The organism is Lampropedia cohaerens (assembly GCF_001005215.1).
GTDB lineage: Bacteria > Pseudomonadota > Gammaproteobacteria > Burkholderiales > Burkholderiaceae_C > Lampropedia > Lampropedia cohaerens.
In genome coordinates this window covers 128829-148208 of record NZ_LBNQ01000023.1, presented here as the reverse complement: position 1 = coordinate 148208, position 19380 = coordinate 128829, and the positions used below count along the sequence as shown (strand labels likewise).

Here is a 19380-nt window from a genome sequence, read left to right as displayed (position 1 = left end):
CCTTTGCCGCGGCCTCCCGCACCTACTGCGGCAATGCCACTGCGGTGCTGAACTTGGCGCGGCGGGTGGCGAAAAACGCCTTGACGTTGCGTACGTTGGCATGCTGTGTGAACACGCGCTCGGCAAACTCCTGGTACTGCGCCATGGTCGGCGCCTGGACCACCAATACGAAGTCCGGGCCCGAAGCCACGCGCCAGCACTGCTGCACCTGTGGCTGCGCCACGGCCAGTGCCTCGAAGGCCTGCAGATGTTCCGCTGCCTGCTGTTCCAGGCTGACCTCGACCACGCACATCAGGCCGGGAGGCTGTCCGGTAGCTTCAGCCAGCGCCCACGGATTGACGATGGCCACCTGCCGCTCGATCACGCCCAGCTCCCGCAGACGCTGCACACGCCGCAGGCACGTAGCCGGGGACACGCCGACCCTGCGCGCCAGCGCCACGTTGGTCAGCGACGCATCATCCTGCAGCAATGCCAGCAACTGCCGGTCGATTTCGTCGAAATTTTTGTTCATTCTTATCAGATAAAAAATACAAACGTCAATTAAAACATAAACGTGAAATTTTCAATCATATATAGCATTACAACACAATCACAATTCATTGCACACCGGCTAGGATGCGCGGCAGCAAGCCCATCCAGGCCATGGAACTGGTGACCGAGACCGGCCTGGATCCTGTTTCCTTCTCTTACTGACCACAAGGATTGACTATGTGTGGAATCGTTGCCGGCATCTCTACCCATGACGTCGTGCCCACCTTGCTGCAAGGCCTGCAGCGCCTGGAATACCGCGGCTACGACTCCTGCGGCCTGGCCGTACACATGGGCAGCCTGGACCCCTCACAACCCGCAGGCCTGCATCGCACGCGCAGCACCGCACGTGTGGCGCAGCTCAGTGCCCAGGTGGCCCAGGAGCAGCTGCACGCCGGCACCGGCATCGCCCACACACGCTGGGCCACCCACGGCGCACCTACCGAGGACAACGCGCACCCGCATTTCAGCTTTGGCCCACACGCGCCAGGCGCCGCGCTGCCGGAATCCAGCGCCCGCGTGGCGCTGGTGCACAACGGCATCATCGAGAACTACGAGACCCTGCGCGCCGAGCTGCAGGCCAAGGGCTACCAGTTCAGCAGCGAGACGGACACCGAGGTGGTCGCGCACCTGATTGACAGCCTGTACGACGGCGATCTGTTCGATGCACTGCGTCAGGCGACGGCCCGCCTGCAGGGCGCGTATGCGCTGGCAGTGATGCACCGCCATGAGCCGCACCGGCTCGTCGGCGCTCGCGCCGGCTCGCCGCTGGTGCTGGGCATCGTGCCCGGCGCCGGCGCCGCACACTATGTCGCCAGCGACGCCATGGCACTGTCTGGCGTGACCGACCAGATCGTCTACCTGGAAGAAGGCGACCTGGTCGACCTGCAGGCAGGCCGCTACTGGATCTGCGACAGCACGGGGCGCTCGCTCACACCCGCACAGCGGCCGGTGCACACCGTGCAGGCGTTCGCCGCCGCAGCCGAGCTGGAACCCTACCAGCACTACATGCAAAAGGAAATCTTCGAGCAGCCGCGTGCGCTGGCGGACACCTTGACCGATGTCGTCAGCATCACCCCGGAACTGTTCGGCGATGGCGCCTGGCGCCACTTCAAGGACGTAGACTCGCTGCTCATCCTGGCCTGCGGCACCAGCTATTACAGCGGGCTGGTCGCCAAGTACTGGATCGAGGCGATTGCCCGGATCCCCGTGCAGGTGGAGATCGCCAGCGAGTACCGCTACCGCGACTCCGTGCCCAACCCGCGCGCGCTGGTGGTGGTCATCAGCCAGTCGGGCGAGACCGCCGATACGCTGGCGGCGCTGCGCCATGCCAAGGCGCTGGGCCATTCCCATACGCTGGCGATCTGCAACGTCGGCTCCAGCACCATGGCGCGCGAAACCGCGCTGGCCTACATCACGCGCGCCGGCGTCGAAATCGGCGTGGCCTCGACCAAGGCCTTCACGACACAGCTGGCAAGCCTCTATCTGCTGACGCTGGCACTGGCACAGACGCGCGAGACCCTGGATGACGCTGCCATCGCCGCGCGCCTGCAGCAGCTGCGCCACATCCCCGCAGCCGTGCAGGCGGTGCTGGCGCTGGAGCCGCAGATCATCAGCTGGGCGCAATCCTTCACCCGGATGGAGAATGCGCTCTTTCTGGGCCGCGGCATGCATTACCCGATCGCGCTTGAGGGCGCACTCAAGCTCAAGGAGATCAGCTACATCCACGCGGAGGCCTACCCTGCAGGCGAGCTCAAGCACGGCCCGCTGGCGCTGGTCACCAGCGCCATGCCGGTGGTGGTGGTCGCGCCCAATGACGCACTGCTCGAAAAGCTCAAGAGCAACATGCAGGAAGTGCGCGCGCGTGGCGGCGTCCTCTACGTGCTGGCCGATGCCCACACCCGCATTGAGAACAGCGAGGGCACCCACGTCATCCGCATGCCCGAGCACTACGGCGATCTCAGCCCCCTGCTGCACGTCGTGCCGCTGCAGCTGCTGGCTTACCACACCGCCCTGGGCAAGGGCACGGATGTGGACAAGCCTCGCAACCTGGCCAAGAGCGTCACGGTTGAGTAAGTAATCGGTCGCGGTGCTTGGGCGTGAGTGCTCGCACCGTCTCCCATTTATCACCGGTAAGTTTTCAACGGCGCAGTCTTCCCGACGTCTTCATAGAGCTGCCGCAGAAGTCGCTGCGGTGCGTCGCCTCCCGCTTCCACGTGCGGTCGCAACGCAGGGCAGCGGCCCGTAATGCCTCGGAAAGCTCTGCCGCGCGGCCACATGCTGCGGCAGCCAGTGTCGCCTCGCCAAGCCAGTGACGTGCAAAGCCACACGCGCAGGGAAATGTTTTAAATAAAATGATTTGAATACAATCTATATCCATGCAAACTACATATTCCGAACGTTGCGGCTTTGGCATGCTGCTCGTTGGCACAGCGCGCCGCTGGCGCGCTGCCGTCGATGCGCACCTTGCAGCCCAAGGATTGTCGGATGCCACCTGGGCGCCGCTGCTGCATGTGGCGCGGGCCGAGCAAGGCCTGTCGCAAAAAGAACTGGCCGCGCGCATCGGCATCGATGGCTCCAGCCTCGTGCGACTGATTGACATCCTCGCCAGCAAGGGCCTGCTGGAGCGGCAGCAGGATGCCACTGACCGCCGCGCCAACCGCCTCAAACTCACGCCCGCAGGCCGCAGGCTCGTCGACGCGATACAGCAGAGCCTCTTGCAGGTCGAGTCCTCACTGCTTGCCGGCATTGACGAACGGACACTGCAGCAGCTCACACACGCGCTGGAGCAGATCGACCGGCGCATCGCCATCGTGCGCGAACAGCAGGGATCCGCGTTGTGACGCACGCCGGTCTCGTTCTTGAACGCCTGGGCTTCTCTCCTGCGGCGCTGCCCTATACCGTGCGCACCGCCGTGGCCGCCTGCTGTGCCGTGGCGCTGGCATGGCTGCTGGGGCTGGAGCATCCGCAATGGTCCGGCATGACGGTGTGGGCGGCCTCGCAGCCCATGCGCCGCCATCTCCTGGAAAAGGGGTTCTTTCGCATCATCGGTACCGTGGTCGGCACGCTCTTTGGCATCGTCCTGCTGACCACAGCCAACGGGCAGCAGTGGGTACTGGTGCTCGGGCTGTCGGCCTGGGTGGGCCTGTGCGCCGGCGCCTGCAGCCTGATTCGTGGCTTTGCCTCTTACGGCGTGATGCTGGCCGGCTACTCGGCCGCAATGGTGGCATTGCTGCACAGCCCAAGCGGCGGTGGCGTGCTCACCCTGGGCATCGACCGGATGCTGACCGTATGGCTTGGCGTGCTGGTGGCGCTGGCCTTTGGCTGGCTGTTGGGCAAGGACATGGACCGCAGCCAGCTGACGCTGCAGGTGGATGACCTGGCTGCGCGGCTGCTGGAGGCGATGGCGCGAGCCCTTCAGCGCGACCAGGCCACCGCAGAGCAGACACAGCGGTTGCTCACGCAAATGGCAAAGATCGATGACGAGCTCGACACCTTTGCGGCGGGATCGCTGCGGGCGCGCCAGTCCACACGCGCCATACGGCAGCTGTTTTCGGCCCAGGTCGCGGCACTGCTGTGGCTGAAACGCCATCCGCACGCTGGCGGTGGTGCGGCCGATCTCGTGGTCTGCCAGACCTTGCGCGAAGCCATCGCGGCCCTTGACGCCCACGCGCGCGACCGGCTCGACGCGGCGCTGCGGCGTCTGCAGCAGTGCGCCGTTGCGGACCAGGAACTGCACTACGTGCTGCAGGAACTGGTGCGGGCGCTGCGCGAGTATGGTGGCGTTAGCCCCGACGGGGATGCGGGCGTGCATGTCAATGTGCCGCTGGCGCTGCACCGTGACTGGATCGGCGCCCGCGAGGCCGCCGTGCGCGCCGGCGGCACCACCTTGCTGGTGGGCATGGCGTGGCTGGCCTCGGGCTGGAGCGCTGGCGCATTCATGATGCTGGGCACCACCATCATGACCACCGTGTTCGCCAATGTCGACAACCCGCTCAAGACGCTGCGCATCGTCGCGGTAGGCCAGGCCGTAGGCGCCGTTGGCGCCCTGGCGTGCCGCTGGCTGGCTTGGCCTCTGGCTGGCAGCGAGGCCGGGCTGATCCTCTGGATGATGCCCTTCATTCTGCTGGGTGCGCTCATTGCCGCACACCGTCGCAGCGCCGTCATCGGCTTTGACTACAACATGGTCCTGCTGCTGCTGTTGCAGCCGCTCTGGCCGCTGCAGGGAGATCTGTCCTCGGGACTGTCGGCTGCGCTGGCGGTGGTGCTCGGCCCGCTGATCGCACTGTGCGCTTACAGCCTGATCTTTCCCGTCACGGCCGCCCGCCGGCTTGATGCCCTGCGGGACATGATGGTGCAGGAAATTGAGGCCATGGCAACGCGCCCGGACGCGGCCACCCAGCGCAGCCTGTGGCAGGCCCGCCTGCGCCATCGTATGCTGCGACTGGTACGCTGGTGCGACAAGGCCGGGCAAAGCAGCCAACTGGCCCTGGACGGCTGCTTTGCACTACTGATGGTGGGCCGCGCCTTACTGCACATGGACGCACTGCAGGGCCGCACGGATCTTTCCGTCAAGGCCTCCAAACGCCTGCAGGCGGCCCGCACCCGGCTGGGCCGCCTTGGCGCCGACCCGGCGCGGGCGGCACGTGCCCTGCGACGCGCCAGCACAGTGCTGGCGGGCACAAGCGAGGTGGACCTCGCCCTGCTACAGCAGACCACCGATGCCTTGGTGCACCAGCAGGCGTTCCTGCAGCGCGGCGCGCCTCGGCGGTAATGGCCCGCCCATGCGGGGCGCCGCCACGCCACACGGCAGTGCCGGATGCCGCCACAGCAATTCCTTATTGCAGGCGCCCGTGTGGCGCACTCCAGGACGATCGGCTGCGCTGGGCCGATACGCCATGACTAATACCCGACGGCTACCTCTGGTTGCCTATCGCACAGCTGGGCTGGGCGCCAATGTTGCACAACGGCGTTTCGCGCACCCATTGGCCTACGCCGCTGTTTCGCCTGAAAGTGCGCTGACTGCAGGCTCGCCCGGCCCCACCGGCAGGACTGACTGCGCCAGCGCGCAATGCCTGCCGCCCGAATCGGCCTCGCATCTGCTGAAGTTCCGCGCTCGCCGCTGCCGTGCGCTCCTCGCTGTCGATGCAGCGTTTGCACGCAGGCTGCGGCGGCTGCATCGTTCACAATAACGGGTTCGCCGGCGGTGCGGGTTTGCGCTGCTAGCGCACACTACCACCGATGCACCCGCGTGGCGTGACATTTCCAGACCGTCGCCCGCGTAATCGCCGGGCACACGGCTTGGCACCGTGCGGGGCGGGGCCCACTGGAAGCGCAGTGTCCCCCCGCGCCAGGCCACCGATTGATTACTGAATAAATGACGAGAAAAACCAGCGCACATCAAGGGATTGCGGAAGTCGACCTATCCGGCCATACGCCCATGATGCAGCAGTACCTGCAACTCAAAAGCCAGCATCCGGACACGCTGCTTTTTTACCGCATGGGCGATTTCTACGAGCTGTTCTACGAGGACGCCCAAAAGGCCGCGCGGCTGCTGAACATCACGCTGACGCAGCGCGGCCAGTCCGCCGGACAGCCCATTCCCATGGCGGGTGTGCCGTTCCACTCGGTGGAGACCTATCTCGCGCGTCTCATCAAGCTGGGGGAATCGGTTGCAATCTGCGAGCAGGTTGGCGATCCCGCCGCCAGCAAGGGGCCGGTCGAGCGCAAGGTGGTGCGCGTGGTCACGCCGGGTACGCTGACTGACGCCGCGCTCCTGCAGGACAAGCAGGAAGCCGTGCTGCTGGCCATCGCCGAAGGGCGTGGCAGGAAAGTCCGCTATGGGCTGGCCTGGATGAGCCTGACGCAGGCCACGCTGCATCTGGCCGAGTGCGAAGCCGACGCATTGCCGGGCTGGCTTGAGCGCATTGCCCCCAGCGAGACGCTGTTTGGCGCAGGCGCATCCGAAACGTTGGAGACGCTGCTGCGCACGCGCCAGCAAAGCGGCGCCGCTGCGGGGGCGCTCACGCCTGTGCCCGCCTGGCAGTTCGACGCCCAGCTGGGCCGCAACAAGTTGATGGACACCTTGCAGGCTGCCAGCCTGCAGGCGTGGAGTGCCGAAGCGCTGCCGCTGGCACATGCCGCCAGCGGCGCATTGCTGCACTACGCGGCCCACACACAAGGGCGCGAGCTGCAGCATCTGCAGCGCCTTGTCGTCGAGCGCGAGGGCGATGTCATCGCCCTGCCCGCTACCAGCCGGCGCAACCTGGAGCTGGTACAGACGTTGCGCGGTGAAGCCAGCCCGACGTTGTTTTCCCTGCTCGATACCTGCGTCACCAGCATGGGCAGCCGGCTACTGCGTCACTGGCTGCTGAATCCCCCGCGCGATCGCCAGATAGCCAGCGCGCGGCTAACACACATCGCCCTGCTGCATGCGCACGATGGCGCGCAAGCGCTTTGGCAGCATTACCGCCACCAACTGCAGGGCGTGGCCGACGTCGAACGCATCGCTGCACGCATTGCACTGGACCAGGCACGCCCACGCGAGCTGGTGGCCCTCAAGCACACGCTGCAGCGTGCCGCCTCGCTGGCGAAGCAACTGCCCGCTACGGCGCCGCAAAGCACGGCGCTGCTGCAGGACGGCCCACAGGGTCTGGCACCGCTATTGGCGAGCCTGACGCCGCCCGACGGCGTCATTGACCTGCTGGATGCGGCCATCGTGCCCGAGCCCGCCGTGCTGGTGCGCGATGGCGGCGTAATTGCCACGGGTTTTGACGCGGAGCTTGACGAACTGCGTGCCATCCAGACCAATGCCGACGACTTCCTGCTGGAGCTCGAAGCGCGTGAACGCGCCCGTACCGGCATTGCCAACCTCAAAGTACAGTACAACCGTGTGCATGGCTTCTACATCGAGGTCACGCAAGGCCAGGCCGACAAGGTGCCCGCCGAATACAAGCGCCGCCAGACCCTCAAGAATGCTGAGCGCTTCATCACCCCCGAACTGAAAAACTTCGAGGACAAGGCGCTTTCGGCGCAAGAGCGTGCACTGGCGCGCGAGAAATGGCTCTACCAACAGTTGCTCGCACAGCTGCAGCCACGGGTTGCGGAGCTGATGCAGATTGCTGCCGCGCTCGCGGAACTGGATGCCCTCTGCGCGCTGGCCGAGCGGGCCGAGACGCTGGGCTGGTGCCGGCCGGAATTCGCCATCGAGCCGTGTATCGACATCGAACGGGGCCGCCATCCGGTGGTGGAGATGCGGCTGGCCGAAACCACGCAATCGCCCTTCATCGCGAACGACACGGCGCTGGCTGGCAAGCGCCGCATGCAGATCATCACCGGCCCCAACATGGGCGGCAAATCGACTTACATGCGCCAGGTGGCGCTGATCGTGCTGCTGGCCAGCATGGGCAGCTATGTGCCGGCCAGCCGCTGCCGCATCGGCCCCATCGATGCCATCCACACCCGCATCGGCGCCGCCGACGACCTGGCCAATGCGCAGTCGACCTTCATGCTGGAGATGACCGAGGCCGCGCAGATTCTGCACAGCGCCACTCCCCATTCACTGGTGCTGATGGATGAGATTGGCCGGGGCACCTCCACCTTCGACGGACTGGCACTGGCAGGCAGCATCGCCACCTACCTGCATGACAAGACACAAGCCTTTACGCTGTTTGCCACCCATTACTTTGAGCTCACGCAGCTGCCCGCGCAGCTGCCACACGCCGTCAACATGCACGTGGCCGCGGTGGAGAGCGCCAACCGCATCGTCTTCCTGCACGAGCTGCAGCCCGGCCCGGCCAGCCGCAGCTACGGCATCCAGGTCGCCAAGCTGGCCGGCATGCCAGCGGCGCTGATCCAGCATGCACGCGCCACGCTGGAGCGGCTGGAGCAGCAGGACGCGACCCAACTTCAGCCCGACCTGTTCAGTGCGCCACTGCCTACCGCTGGAACCGGCGAGCCGCCTGCGCCCAGCGCCATCGAACGCGCACTGGCCGAACTGGATGTGGACAGCCTCAGCCCCCGTGAAGCGCTGCAGACGCTGTATGCGCTCAAGGATCAGCTCAATGCCGACTGAACGGCTGGGCTGCGCGCGCGGTCATCGCGGACTGCGTGGCGGCGCCCGGCGGTAGCGAGAATCGTCTCGAGAATCTCCGGCACCTCGAATAGCGCCCGGTTGTCGATGGCCCGCACCCGTTGTTGCCAGGCAGGAAGGTCCGCCTGCATCGCATGGGCTGCGCGCGCAATCTCCAGGTAGGTGGTGCAGGCGATGCCAACGCCCATTTCACGCACCCATTCCACGTTGTAGCGCTCCTGCGGCATGGTCGCTCCGGAATGCAGCAGGACCACCGGCAGGCCACAGCGCACCGCCTCGCTGATGCTGCCTGGCCCTGGTTTGCCAATCATGAAATCAGCCATATGCATGAAGGCAGGCACATCGCTGGTAAAGCCCTGTATCAGCCGTGGCGCCTGCGCCGGCAGCGCCTGCAGACGCTCGGCCAGCGCCTGATTGTGACCACAAAGGTAGATCGCCTGCATGTCCCCCAGCCTGCGCGCGATCTGCAGCATGTGACGCCCGCCGTGGCCACCAAACAGCACCAGCGCCGTGGGCCTGCCTGGCGTGAGCCCGTGGCGGCGCATGGCCTGCTCGCGCGATTGCTTGGGCGGCGCATAGAACTCCGGGCGCACCAGCATGCCGGATACCTCGTGCAACAGGGCTGGCGGGTGGCCCATGGCGCGCGCCTGCTCCACGGCCTTTCGCGTGCCGCAGACGAGGTGGATGGGCAGATCACGCTCGATCCAGAACCGGCCGCGCGGCAGGTCGGCAAAATCGGTCATCACGGTGACGTACGGCGCCGCACTGCCGCTGGCGCGCAGGCTTTCGAACATCACGCGGTTGAAGTTGGGCACCAGTGAGACCACCATGTCCGGACGGCTGGCCTGCCAGTGTGGCAACAGCCGCTGCAGCAGGCGCCGGTGGCCCAGCCGGATGAGCTGCTGCAGCACATACAGCTCCTGGGCCATGCCGCGCGTCCAGCCGCGCGCGAGGCGCTTGTTGTAAAGATCCTCGGGGTTGAGGCCGGTCAGGGCGTAAAAGCGCTGACCCGGATCGATTCGCTCGAAGAGATTGACCAGCCGCACATCCCAGTTGCGTCCCTGCTGCTGCGCAATGGCCTGCAGCGCCTGGGCGGAGGCGCGGTGCCCGCCACCGGCATTGATGTAAATGAGTTCCAGCGAAGGCGTCATCACGCGCGTTTCAGGTGTCAGATAGGGTGCCGGCGGGCAACGTCGGCCTGCGGGCTCAGGGTACGCGAGAACGTCAATACTCAATACACGCGGCAATGCCAGTCAGTCATCGTCACCGTCCAATTCGTCATCGTCGTCCGCATCAAGCGGCTGGAGCGAAAGCGCTTCGACCAGCGCAAGGCGAAAGGTCGCAAGGCGCCTGGCAACCTGGCGAATTTCCTCGTCCTCCAACCCGTCGAGGCTGCTGACCAGCAGCTCCGGATCTTCCTCCAGAATGGTCGCAACGAAGTGGTCGGCCAGGGCGATGGCGTGCGCGTGAGGGCGGTGATGGCTCATGGATTGCTCCGGACTGTTGCAGGCAATACCGATGCTAGTGGCCACGTATGACAGTTTGACAACAACGCCCTGGAGGCCGAGAGCACGGAGAGCACGGAGAGCACCTTCAGCGTCATCGTCGTGTCACACAGGCCCTCTACGCTGCGCGGCGCTGAAGTTCCTATTGCAAATGGTGCCATCACATGCCTTACGCTCTGCCCCGTCTGCTCGCCAGTGCCGCCATGGCCACTGCGATCTTCGCAACCGCCGCCCATGCCGAGACGCTCACGCTCTACACCAGTCAGCCCAATGCCGACGCGCAGGCCACCGTCGATGCATTCATGGCTGCGCACCCCGGTATCACAGTGGAGTGGGTACGTGATGGCACAACCCAGTTGATGACGCGTCTCGAAGCGGAGATTGCCGCAGAAGCCATCAAGCCGGACGTACTGCTGATCGCCGACATGGTCACGCTGGAGTCATTGAAGCAGCGCGAGCTGCTGCGCCCGTATCTGAGCAACGCGCGCAGCCACTATGCGTCGGACCTGTTTGATGCAGATGGGTACTACTACAGCACCAAGCTGATTACCACCGGGATCGCCCACCACAGTCAGGCGCCACACAAGCCTACAAGCTGGCATGATCTGACCAAGCCTGAATACCGCAACCTGGTGGCAGCGCCCAGCCCGTTGTACTCGGGCGCCGCCATGCTGCACATGCAGACCCTGGTCAATCTTCCGGAGTTCGGCTGGGCGTACTACGAGGCGCTGAAGGCCAACAACGCCCAGGTACAGGGAGGCAACGGCGGCGTGCTCAAGGACGTTGCCACCGGCACCAAGCCGTACGGTGTGCTGGCCGACTATCTGGCCATCCGCGAGAAGGCCAAGGGCGCGCCGATCGAATTCGTGTTTCCGCAGGAAGGTGTGTCGGTCGTGACAGAGCCGGTCGCCATTCTCAAGACCAGCAAACAGCCGCAGGCCGCCGAGAAGTTCGTCGATTTCCTACTCTCCGAGGCTGGCCAGCAGCTGGTGCTGCAGCAGGGCTACATTCCGGCACGCAACGGCATGGACGTGCCGCCGGGCTTTCCGCCGCGCACGCAGATCAGGACGCTGCCGCTGGATGCCGCTAAGGCACTCAGCGATGCCCAGGCCGACCGTGAGCGCTTTACCGCGATTTTCGACGCCACCAACTAAGTCCGGTTGACGCCTGCGACTTGCCTCGCGCGCCATCGGCGCGGTGGCTCTCCGCCTCCCATTGCCTTGGCCTTGTCCTCCTCGTTTGCCGAACGCGCCGCCACCACGGCGCTGTTTACGCTGGCGGCCCTGCTGTGCCTGCTGCCGATGCTGCGGCTGGCCGGCGTGGCCGTGGCCGACTGGCTCCAGCCCGATGGCAGCGCCGCAGCGCGCATTCTCGCCGAGCGCGCAACCTGGCTGGCAATGTGGCGCAGCCTTATCACCAGCTTTTGGGGCATGGTCGTCGCATTGCTGCTGGGCGGCAGCTTCGCCCTGCTGGTGACACTGACCGACGTGCGCGGCAAGCCGCTGTGGGTGTTTGGCCTGATGCTGCCGATGATGATTCCGCCGCAAGTGACAGCGCTGGCCTGGCTGCAGATGACGGGCCCGTCCAGCGCGCTGCTGCAGGCTATTGGCGCGGCGCCGCCGCTGGGCAGCCCGCAGCCGCTGTACTCGGCCGGAGGCATCGCACTGCTGCTGGGCGTGCAGCATGCCGCGCTCGTGTACCTGGCCGTACGCGCCAGCCTGCTGGCCATTCCGGCCGATCTGGTCGAGGCGGCGCAGCAGGCCGGCGCCTCACGCGGGCGGGTGCTGCGCGACGTACTCTGGCCGCTGGCACGTCGGGGCGTGGCCGCCGGTGCCATGTTGGCCTTCGTCTCGGGCCTTGGCAATTTCGGCATTCCGGCACTGCTGGGTATTCCTGTCAGCTACTACGTCCTGCCGACACTGATCTATCAGAAGATGGCCAGCCTGGGCACGGCCGTGCTGGCACAGGTGGCCACGCTGTCGATGTTGACCGGCGCGCTGGCGCTGGCTGGCGTCTGGGTGTATCAGCGGCTGCAGCGCGGCCCTGGCTACCGGCTGCTGGGCCACGTCGGCAAGCCGCTGGTCTGGCCGCTGGGCCGCTGGCGGCTCCTGGCCGAGGTCGCGCTCGCGCTGATTCTGCTGGTCGTGCTGATTGCTCCGCTGCTGGCCTTGCTGGCGGCCTCCCTGGTGCCGGCACTGGGCGTGCCGCTCAGTGCCGAGACGGCATCGGCGGCAGCGTATGTGGAGATGCTCACACGGCAGGGCGTGACCTGGCGCGCCGCACGCAACAGCTTGTTGCTCTCGGCCACCGCTGCCGCCGTACTGGTGGCGCTGGCGCTGCCATTGGCATGGCTGATGACCCGGCGCCACGGGCGTGCGCTGCGCTGGCTGGAGGGGCTGCTGGAGCTGCCCTACGCCCTGCCGGGTGTGGTGCTGGCAGTCGCGTGCATCCTGACCTTTGCGCGCCCCCTGCCCGGCCTGCAATGGGGCCTGTACGGTACGCTGTGGCTGATCCTGCTGGCCTATCTGGCGCGCTTCTGGATCGTCGCGCTGCGTCCGGTGCTGGGCGCAATGCACGATGTCGACCCTGCACTGGAGGAAGCCGCGCAATTGGCTGGCGCAGGGCCAGTGAGGCGCATGCGCGGCATTCTGGCTCCGCTGCTTGCGCCTGCATGCTGGGCGGCGGCGCTGATGGTGTTTCTGACCGCACTCAACGAGCTGACCGTCTCGGCTCTGCTGTGGAGTGCCGGGCAGGAAACGCTGGGCGTGCTGATCTTCAACTTCTACGAAAGCGGCGAGAGCGTATTGGCCTCAGCAATTGCCGTATTGATTGTGGTGTTCGTGGTCGCCGCCATGCTGCTGCTGGCGTGGCTGGGGCGCCACCTGCCGCGAGGAGCCATCCCATGGCGCAACTGAAGACCGCCCCGGCAGCTGCGGCGGACCATCTGGTCTTGCGCGGGCTGCAGCGCAACTTTGCCCATCGCGCCGTCGTGCGTGCGCTGGATCTGCGCGTGCCGCGCGGGCAGTTTCTTGCGCTGCTGGGCCCCAGCGGCTGTGGCAAGACCACCACGCTGCGCATGATCGCCGGCTTTGAGCAGCCCGATGCCGGCAGCATCCATCTCGACGGCAGGCTGTTGAGCGACACATCCACCCACGTGGCCCCGGAACTGCGCGGCATGGGCATGGTGTTTCAGTCCTATGCGCTGTGGCCACACATGTCGGTGGCCGAAAACGTTGGCTACGCGCTGCGCCTGCGCGGCATGCGTGGCGCCGACCTGCGACGCGCTGTCGTTCAGGCACTTGAGCAGGTCGAACTGGCCGACAAGGCCGATGCCATGCCACATGCGCTCTCGGGCGGACAGAAGCAACGTGTGGCGCTGGCACGCTGCCTGGCCGCCGCGCCACGCGTCATTTTGTTGGATGAGCCGCTGGCCAACCTGGACCGCCACTTGCGCCGCACCATGGAGAGCGCCTTTCGCCGCCTGCACCGCAGTAGCGGCGCCACCTTCCTCTACGTCACGCACGACCAGGGCGAGGCCATGGCGCTGGCCGATGAGATCGCCGTCCTGCACGAAGGCCAGCTGGTGCAGCGCGCCACGCCGCAGCGGCTGTATCAGCAGCCGCGCACGGCTTGGCTGGCGCGGTTCATCGGCCAGGGCAGTGTGCTGCACATCGAGGCGCCGGCGGCCGCGCCGTGGCAGGATGGCCGGTTCATCGAGGACTGCGCCCTGCTGCACACCGGGCTGCGCCACGCCCTGCAGGAGTCGCGCCGGCCCCAGCGCCAGGTGCTGGTGCGCCCTGAGCACGTTACGCTGATCCCGTCACCGGAGAGCGTCGACAGCGCGCAGGACGCGCCGTTGCCAGCCCGCGTGACAGACTGCGTGTTCAAGGGCGAGCGCTACGAGGTGGAGCTGGCATTGACCCTGCCCGACGCTTGCCAGCAGCTGCTCGCCTTCAGCCCCAGACCTTACACGGCAGGTGCCATGGTGGGCGTGCGCATAGCTCGGGCCTGGCCGCTGGCGCAGCCATGACAGCGCAGGACGCCCCGCAGCGCGCGCCGATGCCATGACGCCTTGCCGGCCCACTATCTGGCCAGCAGCGGCGCCAGTTGTGCCAGCAGGCCATCACACGCATCTTCCACCAGATCCAGCACGTATTCGAAACCGCCGGCCGTGCCGTAGTACGGATCTGGCACCTCGTCGGCATCGTGCCGACGTGCAAAGCGGGCAAGACGCTGCAGCTTGTGCCGATGTGCGGGCGGGCACAGGGCATGCGCGGAGCGCTCATTGACGGCATCCATGACCAGCACGAGATCGAAGGCGGCAAAGTCCTCCGCCTGCAACTGGCGCGCGCGCTGACCGCTCAGGTCATAGCCGCGCAAGGCGGCATGCTGCTGCGCCCGCGCATCCGGCGGCTCGCCCACGTGGTAGTCGTGCGTGCCGGCCGAATCCACCTGGATATGCCCGGCCAGGCCGGCCGCCTTGATCTTGGCCTCCAGCACGGCTTGGGCGGTCGGGCTGCGGCAGATGTTGCCCATGCATACCATCAGAATCCGCAAGGGCTGGCCTGGCGGGTGCTTTTTCAAGTAATCCAGCGAAACTTCTGGCATTGCCAATTCCCCATCCGTTGTGTCACTGCACAGCGACGCCTGCAGGCCTACAATGCCTGCCTCTGCGCTGGCGCGGCATTGGAGCGCAGCATCGCAGCCTTGTGTGAACCTGCCATGACCCAGCCTTATCTTCCCATCGGTGTGTTCGACAGTGGCATCGGCGGGTTGAGCATTCTCGATGCGCTGCTGCAGGCACTGCCGCACGAACACTTTGTCTATTTCTCCGACGCGGGCCACGCCCCCTATGGCGAGCGCAATGATGCGTTCGTACAGCTGCGCTGCCAACAAATTGTGCAGCAATTGCTGACCGAACACGCCATCAAAGCCCTGGTGGTGGCCTGCAATACGGCCACCACGGTGGCGATCGAGGCATTGCGCGAGGACTTTCCCGTCCTGCCCATCATCGGCGTCGAACCGGCCATCAAACCGGCCGTGCGCATCACGCAGACCGGCCACATCGCTGTGCTCGCGACCGAACGCACCCTGCAAAGCGGCAAGTACCAGCGGCTGCGGCAGTCACTCAGTACGAGCGTGCGCGTCGACGACATTCCCTGCCCGGGCCTGGCTAGCGCCATCGAAGCCAATGACACTGCCGCCATCGAGCGTCTGTGCAGGCATTTCCTGGTGCAGGCGCTGCGCCCGAGCGCTGCGCCGGTCGACACCGTGGTGCTGGGCTGCACGCACTATCCGCTGGTACTGCCGGCCCTGCAGCGGCTCGCGCCGCCACAGCTGCGCTTTGTGGATTCGGCGGCGGCCGTGGCGCGCCATACCGCACTGCGGCTACAGGCGCAGCGGTTGCTGCGCCCGCCTGCCGCTGGCAACGCGCAGGCCCGCCTGCCGCTGACGCTGCGCACGTCGGGCAGCCTGCCATGCCTGCAGGCCGCGGCGCAGCGCCACCTGCATGCTGGCGCTGCCCTGCACGGCGACGAGCCGGACGCACTGCCTGCGCACCCCGCAAACGCATGAAGCGGCCAAGGGCCGCTTCAAGGTCGGGCGCAGCACACCTGACTAGTGCAGGTGGCGCGGCCTGCGCGGGCCGTGGCCGGGGCCGCCCGTGCCGGGTTCGCCGCGCGGCGGACGCCCCAGCTCCAGCGAATTGACCAGCGCATCGAAGCGGTTGGTGAACAGGCGGTCAATCTCCGCCACGACACCGGTCAGCTCATTGGCCTCGAAGTGGCGCTCCATCAGGGACACCACATCCTGCACCAGCAGATCACGCTGGACCTGCATGATGGCCGAGGGGGTGGGCCCGACGAACAGCAGGAAGAAGTCGTCGCGCGAGGCATCCTCGTGGCCGGACATGTCCTCCTCGTCCATCTGCTCGTCGAACGCACGGTCGTAGAAGGTGACCTCGATCACGCAACCGCGGTCGGCCAGCTCATTGAGATTCATGCAGACCTCGTCGATGACCTGGCGGAAGTCGTCATCGCCGCGCACCGTCCAGCACATCTGCAGCACATGGTCGCGGGCCACGAATTCGATGCCAGGCTCCTCGTCATAGTAACCAACGGCCGCAGCGGTCAGCGAACGGGCACCGGCGTAACGCCACATCGGCTTGAGCGCCTCCTCGATGGCGGAAAAATTCACGTCAGGTCGCACGAATACCTGACCGTGGACATGGATTTCAAAGGGAGTATCGTTCTCGTTGGTCATGGCTCGCCTAACTGTCAACACTGGCAACCCAAACGTTTGCGCAGTCTGCCCACACTATACCCCGACAGCAGAGTGCCTGTGATGCCTAATGACACTGCGCCGCAGTGCCCCGTTGCGTGCCCGCCCAGGCTGACGTCACCAGCCGGCAATGGCATCGATGGCCAAGCCGTAGCCTGCCACACCGAAACCACACATTACCGCGCGGGCTGCCGCGGACAGGTAGGAATGGTGGCGAAACGGCTCACGCGCATGCACGTTGCTGATGTGCAGTTCGATCACCGGCACGCCCGTTCCCTTGATCGCATCGAGCAAGGCAACGCTGGTGTGGGTGTAGGCGCCGGCATTGAGCACCACGCCCGCCAGTTGCCCCTGCCGGTACAATTGCCCAGCCTCATGAATCCAGCTGACCAGATCACCCTCGCTGTTGCTCTGGTAACACAGTGCGCGCAGTCCGTGCTGGCGCGCACGCTCCGCGCACAATGCCTCGACATCGGCCAGCGTCGCCGCGCCATAGATCTCGGGCTCGCGCGTGCCGAGCAGATTCAGGTTGGGGCCATTGAGCACGATGACGGTGCGCGGTGTCGGGGCATTGGCCTGCATGGTGGAAGTCCCTCGCCCGTTCTCAGTGCTTGTTGGCTGGCTTGCGCAGCCGCGCAATCAGGCTGGAGGTGTCCCAGCGGTTGCCACCGATAGCCTGCACTTCAGCGTAGAACTGGTCAACCAGTGCCGTCACCGGCACCTGCGCACCATTGCGCCGCGCTTCCTGCAGCACCAGCCCCAGGTCCTTGCGCATCCAGTCCACCGCAAAACCGAAGTCAAAACGCCCCTCGGCCATGGAAACCGCGCGATTTTCCATCTGCCAACTCTGGGCGCCGCCTTTGCTGATGACCTCGATGACCTTGGGAATGTCCAGCCCTGCAGCCTGCCCGAATGCAACGGCCTCGGCCAGACCCTGCACGACGCCCGCAATGGCAATCTGGTTGACCATCTTGGTCAACTGGCCCGCGCCGGCCGGCCCCATCCGCGCGCAGGCGCGCGCATAGGCTGCAATGACCGGTGCAACACGCTCGAACACATCCGCATCGCCCCCGCACATGACGGTGAGCCCCCCCTTTTGCGCGCCCTCCTGACCGCCAGAGATCGGTGCATCAACGAAGTGCAACCCGCGCTGCTGTGCCACGGCGTACAACTCACGCGCCACATCGGCAGAAGCAGTGGTGTGATCGACGTAGATGGCACCGGAGGCCATGCCGGCAAACGCTCCCTGCTCGCCAGTGGTGACACTGCGCAAATCATCATCGTTGCCAACGCAACTGAATACGATGTCCGCCCCTTGCGCTGCCTGTGCAGGAGTGGTTGCTGCGCGCACGCGCTCGGCACCCGCAACAGGCGCGAACTCGGCGACCCACTGTTGCGCCTTGCTGGCAGTACGGTTGTAAACGGTCACGCTATGGCCTGCTGCGACCAGATGTCCTGCCATGGGATAGCCCATGACGCCCAGGCCAATGAAAGCCACGCGCTTGGCAGCAACGCTTTCGTACGCACGCGGATAAATGGATGCTGGAGAAGCTGCGCTCATGGGATATACACCTCGATCAATCAGCCCGCCCTGCAACTCGCACGGCGGAACAACAGCATTGAAAACCCCGATTCTGTCAGCAATTGGTACCGCATGCTGGCGATTCAAGGTCCGGCATGCACCTGCCCACAGACTTTTTTTTCTACACGCGCCGTGCGGGATCAATGCAGTGCAGAGTGCAGTGCGCCACGCTACTTGGCAACGGCCCGCGCGTCAGATCACCGACAGGTGTTCGGTACCGGCGGCCAGATCGCTGTTGCGCGCCCGTGTGCTCTGCAGCTTGATCTGCAGGCGCAGGTCGTTGAGTGAGTCGGCATTGCGCAGCGCATCCTCGTAGCTGATGAGGTTGGCCTCGAACAGATCGAACAGCGCCTGGTCAAAGGTCTGCATGCCGTGGTTGCGGCTTTGCTTGATGGCTTCCTTGATTTCGGAAACCTCGCCCTTGAAGATCAGGTCAGCCACGCGCGGCGTATTCAGCAGCACCTCCACGGCCGCCACGCGGCCCTTGCCGTCCTGGCGCGGTATCAGCCGCTGCGAAATGATGGCGCGCAAGTTGAGCGAGACATCCATCAGCAGCTGGGCACGGCGCTCCTCGGGAAAGAAGTTGATGATGCGGTCCAGCGCCTGGTTGGCGTTGTTGGCATGCAGGGTGGCCAGGCACAGATGGCCTGTCTCTGAGAAGACGATGGCATGCTCCATGGTTTCCCGATCGCGGATTTCGCCCATCAGGATCACGTCCGGCGCCTGGCGCAGCGTGTTCTTGAGCGCGGCCTCCCAGGACTCGGTATCCAGCCCAACCTCGCGCTGGGTAATGACGCAGTTCTTGTGCGCGTGCACGAATTCGACGGGATCCTCGATCGTCACGATATGCCCGAACGAGTTCTCGTTGCGCCAGTCCACCATCGCTGCCAGCGAGGTGGACTTGCCCGAGCTTGTCGCCCCCACCAGGATGCACAGGCCGCGCTTGGCCATGGACACTTCCTTGAGGACCTGCGGCAGCCCCATACCGTCGATGGTGGGCACCTGCAGCGGGATCACCCGCAGCACCATGCCAACGTGGCCCTGCTGCATGAAGACGTTGACGCGAAAGCGCCCCACGCCCGCGGGCGAGATGGCGAAGTTGGCTTCCTTGGTACGCTCGAACTCGGCGGCCTGCCGGTCGCTCATGATGGAGCGCGCCAGGGCCAGCGTGTGCGCTGGCGTCAGCGGCTGCGGGGAGACCTTGGTGACTTTGCCATCGACCTTGATGGCTGGCGGAAAGTCGGCCGTGATGAACAAGTCACTGCCCTTGCGACTGATCATCAACCGGAGCAAGTCGTTGATGAATTTGCTGGCCTGATCACGCTCCATGGCTCTCTCCTGATTGATGTCGAAAAATCGTACGGTGTGTGGGCAGCGGTCTCTTGAGCCCGTTT

16 protein-coding genes are annotated in these 19380 nt (G+C 65.7%); 8 read left to right on the top strand and 8 right to left on the bottom strand.

Annotation, left to right across the window (positions count from 1 at the left end):
- Positions 1 to 22: 22 nt before the first annotated feature.
- Entirely contained in the window at positions 23 to 511 is a 489-nt protein-coding gene (locus AAV94_RS07695; RefSeq protein ID WP_046741729.1) for an Lrp/AsnC family transcriptional regulator, read from the bottom strand.
- A 197-nt stretch (positions 512 to 708) separates the two neighbouring features.
- Between AAV94_RS07695 and glmS the strand changes: the two genes are divergently transcribed.
- The 4 genes from glmS to mutS all read left to right on the top strand — a co-directional run bounded on the left by glmS (position 709) and on the right by mutS (position 8602).
- Positions 709 to 2604, top strand: coding sequence for a glutamine--fructose-6-phosphate transaminase (isomerizing) (glmS, locus tag AAV94_RS07690; protein ID WP_046741728.1), 1896 nt, complete (start codon positions 709 to 711; stop codon positions 2602 to 2604).
- A 302-nt stretch (positions 2605 to 2906) separates the two neighbouring features.
- Positions 2907 to 3371: a MarR family winged helix-turn-helix transcriptional regulator gene (locus tag AAV94_RS07685; protein WP_046741727.1), complete on the top strand. Its 465-nt coding sequence runs from the start codon at positions 2907 to 2909 to the stop codon at positions 3369 to 3371.
- The gene (locus tag AAV94_RS07680; RefSeq protein ID WP_052754962.1) at positions 3368 to 5302 is read left to right on the top strand and encodes an FUSC family protein; all 1935 of its coding nucleotides are present in this window, start codon (positions 3368 to 3370) and stop codon (positions 5300 to 5302) included. Before AAV94_RS07685 ends, AAV94_RS07680 begins: the two co-directional genes overlap by 4 nt.
- A 603-nt stretch (positions 5303 to 5905) precedes the next feature.
- Positions 5906 to 8602, top strand: coding sequence for a DNA mismatch repair protein MutS (gene mutS, locus AAV94_RS07670; protein ID WP_046741725.1), 2697 nt, complete (start codon positions 5906 to 5908; stop codon positions 8600 to 8602).
- Here mutS and AAV94_RS07665 read toward each other — a convergent pair.
- Together AAV94_RS07665 and AAV94_RS07660 are read right to left on the bottom strand one after the other, a co-directional pair.
- Positions 8584 to 9771: an MGDG synthase family glycosyltransferase gene (locus tag AAV94_RS07665; protein WP_046741796.1), complete on the bottom strand. Its 1188-nt coding sequence runs from the start codon at positions 9769 to 9771 to the stop codon at positions 8584 to 8586. The genes mutS and AAV94_RS07665 overlap by 19 nt on opposite strands.
- A gap of 102 nt (positions 9772 to 9873) precedes the next feature.
- A complete protein-coding gene (locus AAV94_RS07660; RefSeq protein ID WP_046741724.1) occupies positions 9874 to 10107 on the bottom strand; it encodes a hypothetical protein in 234 nt (77 codons plus the stop codon).
- A 182-nt stretch (positions 10108 to 10289) separates the two neighbouring features.
- Here AAV94_RS07660 and AAV94_RS07655 point away from each other — a divergent pair, with 182 nt between their 5' ends.
- The 3 genes from AAV94_RS07655 to AAV94_RS07645 all read left to right on the top strand — a co-directional run bounded on the left by AAV94_RS07655 (position 10290) and on the right by AAV94_RS07645 (position 14155).
- Positions 10290 to 11279, top strand: a complete 990-nt coding sequence (locus AAV94_RS07655) for an ABC transporter substrate-binding protein (protein ID WP_046741723.1) — start codon at positions 10290 to 10292, stop codon at positions 11277 to 11279.
- Positions 11280 to 11345: 66 nt separating this feature from the next.
- Positions 11346 to 13040: an ABC transporter permease gene (locus AAV94_RS07650; RefSeq protein ID WP_197408034.1), complete on the top strand. Its 1695-nt coding sequence runs from the start codon at positions 11346 to 11348 to the stop codon at positions 13038 to 13040.
- The gene (locus AAV94_RS07645) at positions 13028 to 14155 is read left to right on the top strand and encodes an ABC transporter ATP-binding protein (RefSeq protein WP_046741722.1); all 1128 of its coding nucleotides are present in this window, start codon (positions 13028 to 13030) and stop codon (positions 14153 to 14155) included. Before AAV94_RS07650 ends, AAV94_RS07645 begins: the two co-directional genes overlap by 13 nt.
- A gap of 53 nt (positions 14156 to 14208) precedes the next feature.
- Here AAV94_RS07645 and AAV94_RS07640 read toward each other — a convergent pair whose 3' ends face one another.
- On the bottom strand, positions 14209 to 14733 hold the full coding sequence (locus tag AAV94_RS07640) for a low molecular weight protein-tyrosine-phosphatase (protein WP_456236137.1): 525 nt from the start codon (positions 14731 to 14733) through the stop codon (positions 14209 to 14211).
- Positions 14734 to 14847: 114 nt separating this feature from the next.
- Here AAV94_RS07640 and murI point away from each other — a divergent pair, with 114 nt between their 5' ends.
- Entirely contained in the window at positions 14848 to 15699 is an 852-nt protein-coding gene (murI, locus tag AAV94_RS07635) for a glutamate racemase (RefSeq protein ID WP_046741793.1), read from the top strand.
- 42 nt (positions 15700 to 15741) lie between these two features.
- On the opposite strand, the gene AAV94_RS07630 is transcribed toward murI, so the two are convergent.
- The 4 genes from AAV94_RS07630 to AAV94_RS07615 form a co-directional block, all read right to left on the bottom strand.
- The gene (locus AAV94_RS07630) at positions 15742 to 16386 is read right to left on the bottom strand and encodes a DUF6806 family protein (RefSeq protein ID WP_046741721.1); all 645 of its coding nucleotides are present in this window, start codon (positions 16384 to 16386) and stop codon (positions 15742 to 15744) included.
- 135 nt (positions 16387 to 16521) lie between these two features.
- Positions 16522 to 16986 carry a type II 3-dehydroquinate dehydratase gene (gene aroQ, locus AAV94_RS07625; protein ID WP_046741720.1) on the bottom strand — a complete coding sequence of 155 codons (465 nt, stop codon included), beginning with the start codon at positions 16984 to 16986 and terminating at the stop codon, positions 16522 to 16524.
- A gap of 22 nt (positions 16987 to 17008) precedes the next feature.
- The gene (locus AAV94_RS07620; protein WP_046741719.1) at positions 17009 to 17965 is read right to left on the bottom strand and encodes an NAD(P)-dependent oxidoreductase; all 957 of its coding nucleotides are present in this window, start codon (positions 17963 to 17965) and stop codon (positions 17009 to 17011) included.
- 213 nt (positions 17966 to 18178) lie between these two features.
- Positions 18179 to 19315, bottom strand: coding sequence for a PilT/PilU family type 4a pilus ATPase (locus AAV94_RS07615; protein ID WP_046741718.1), 1137 nt, complete (start codon positions 19313 to 19315; stop codon positions 18179 to 18181).
- Between the last annotated feature and the right edge of the window lie 65 nt (positions 19316 to 19380).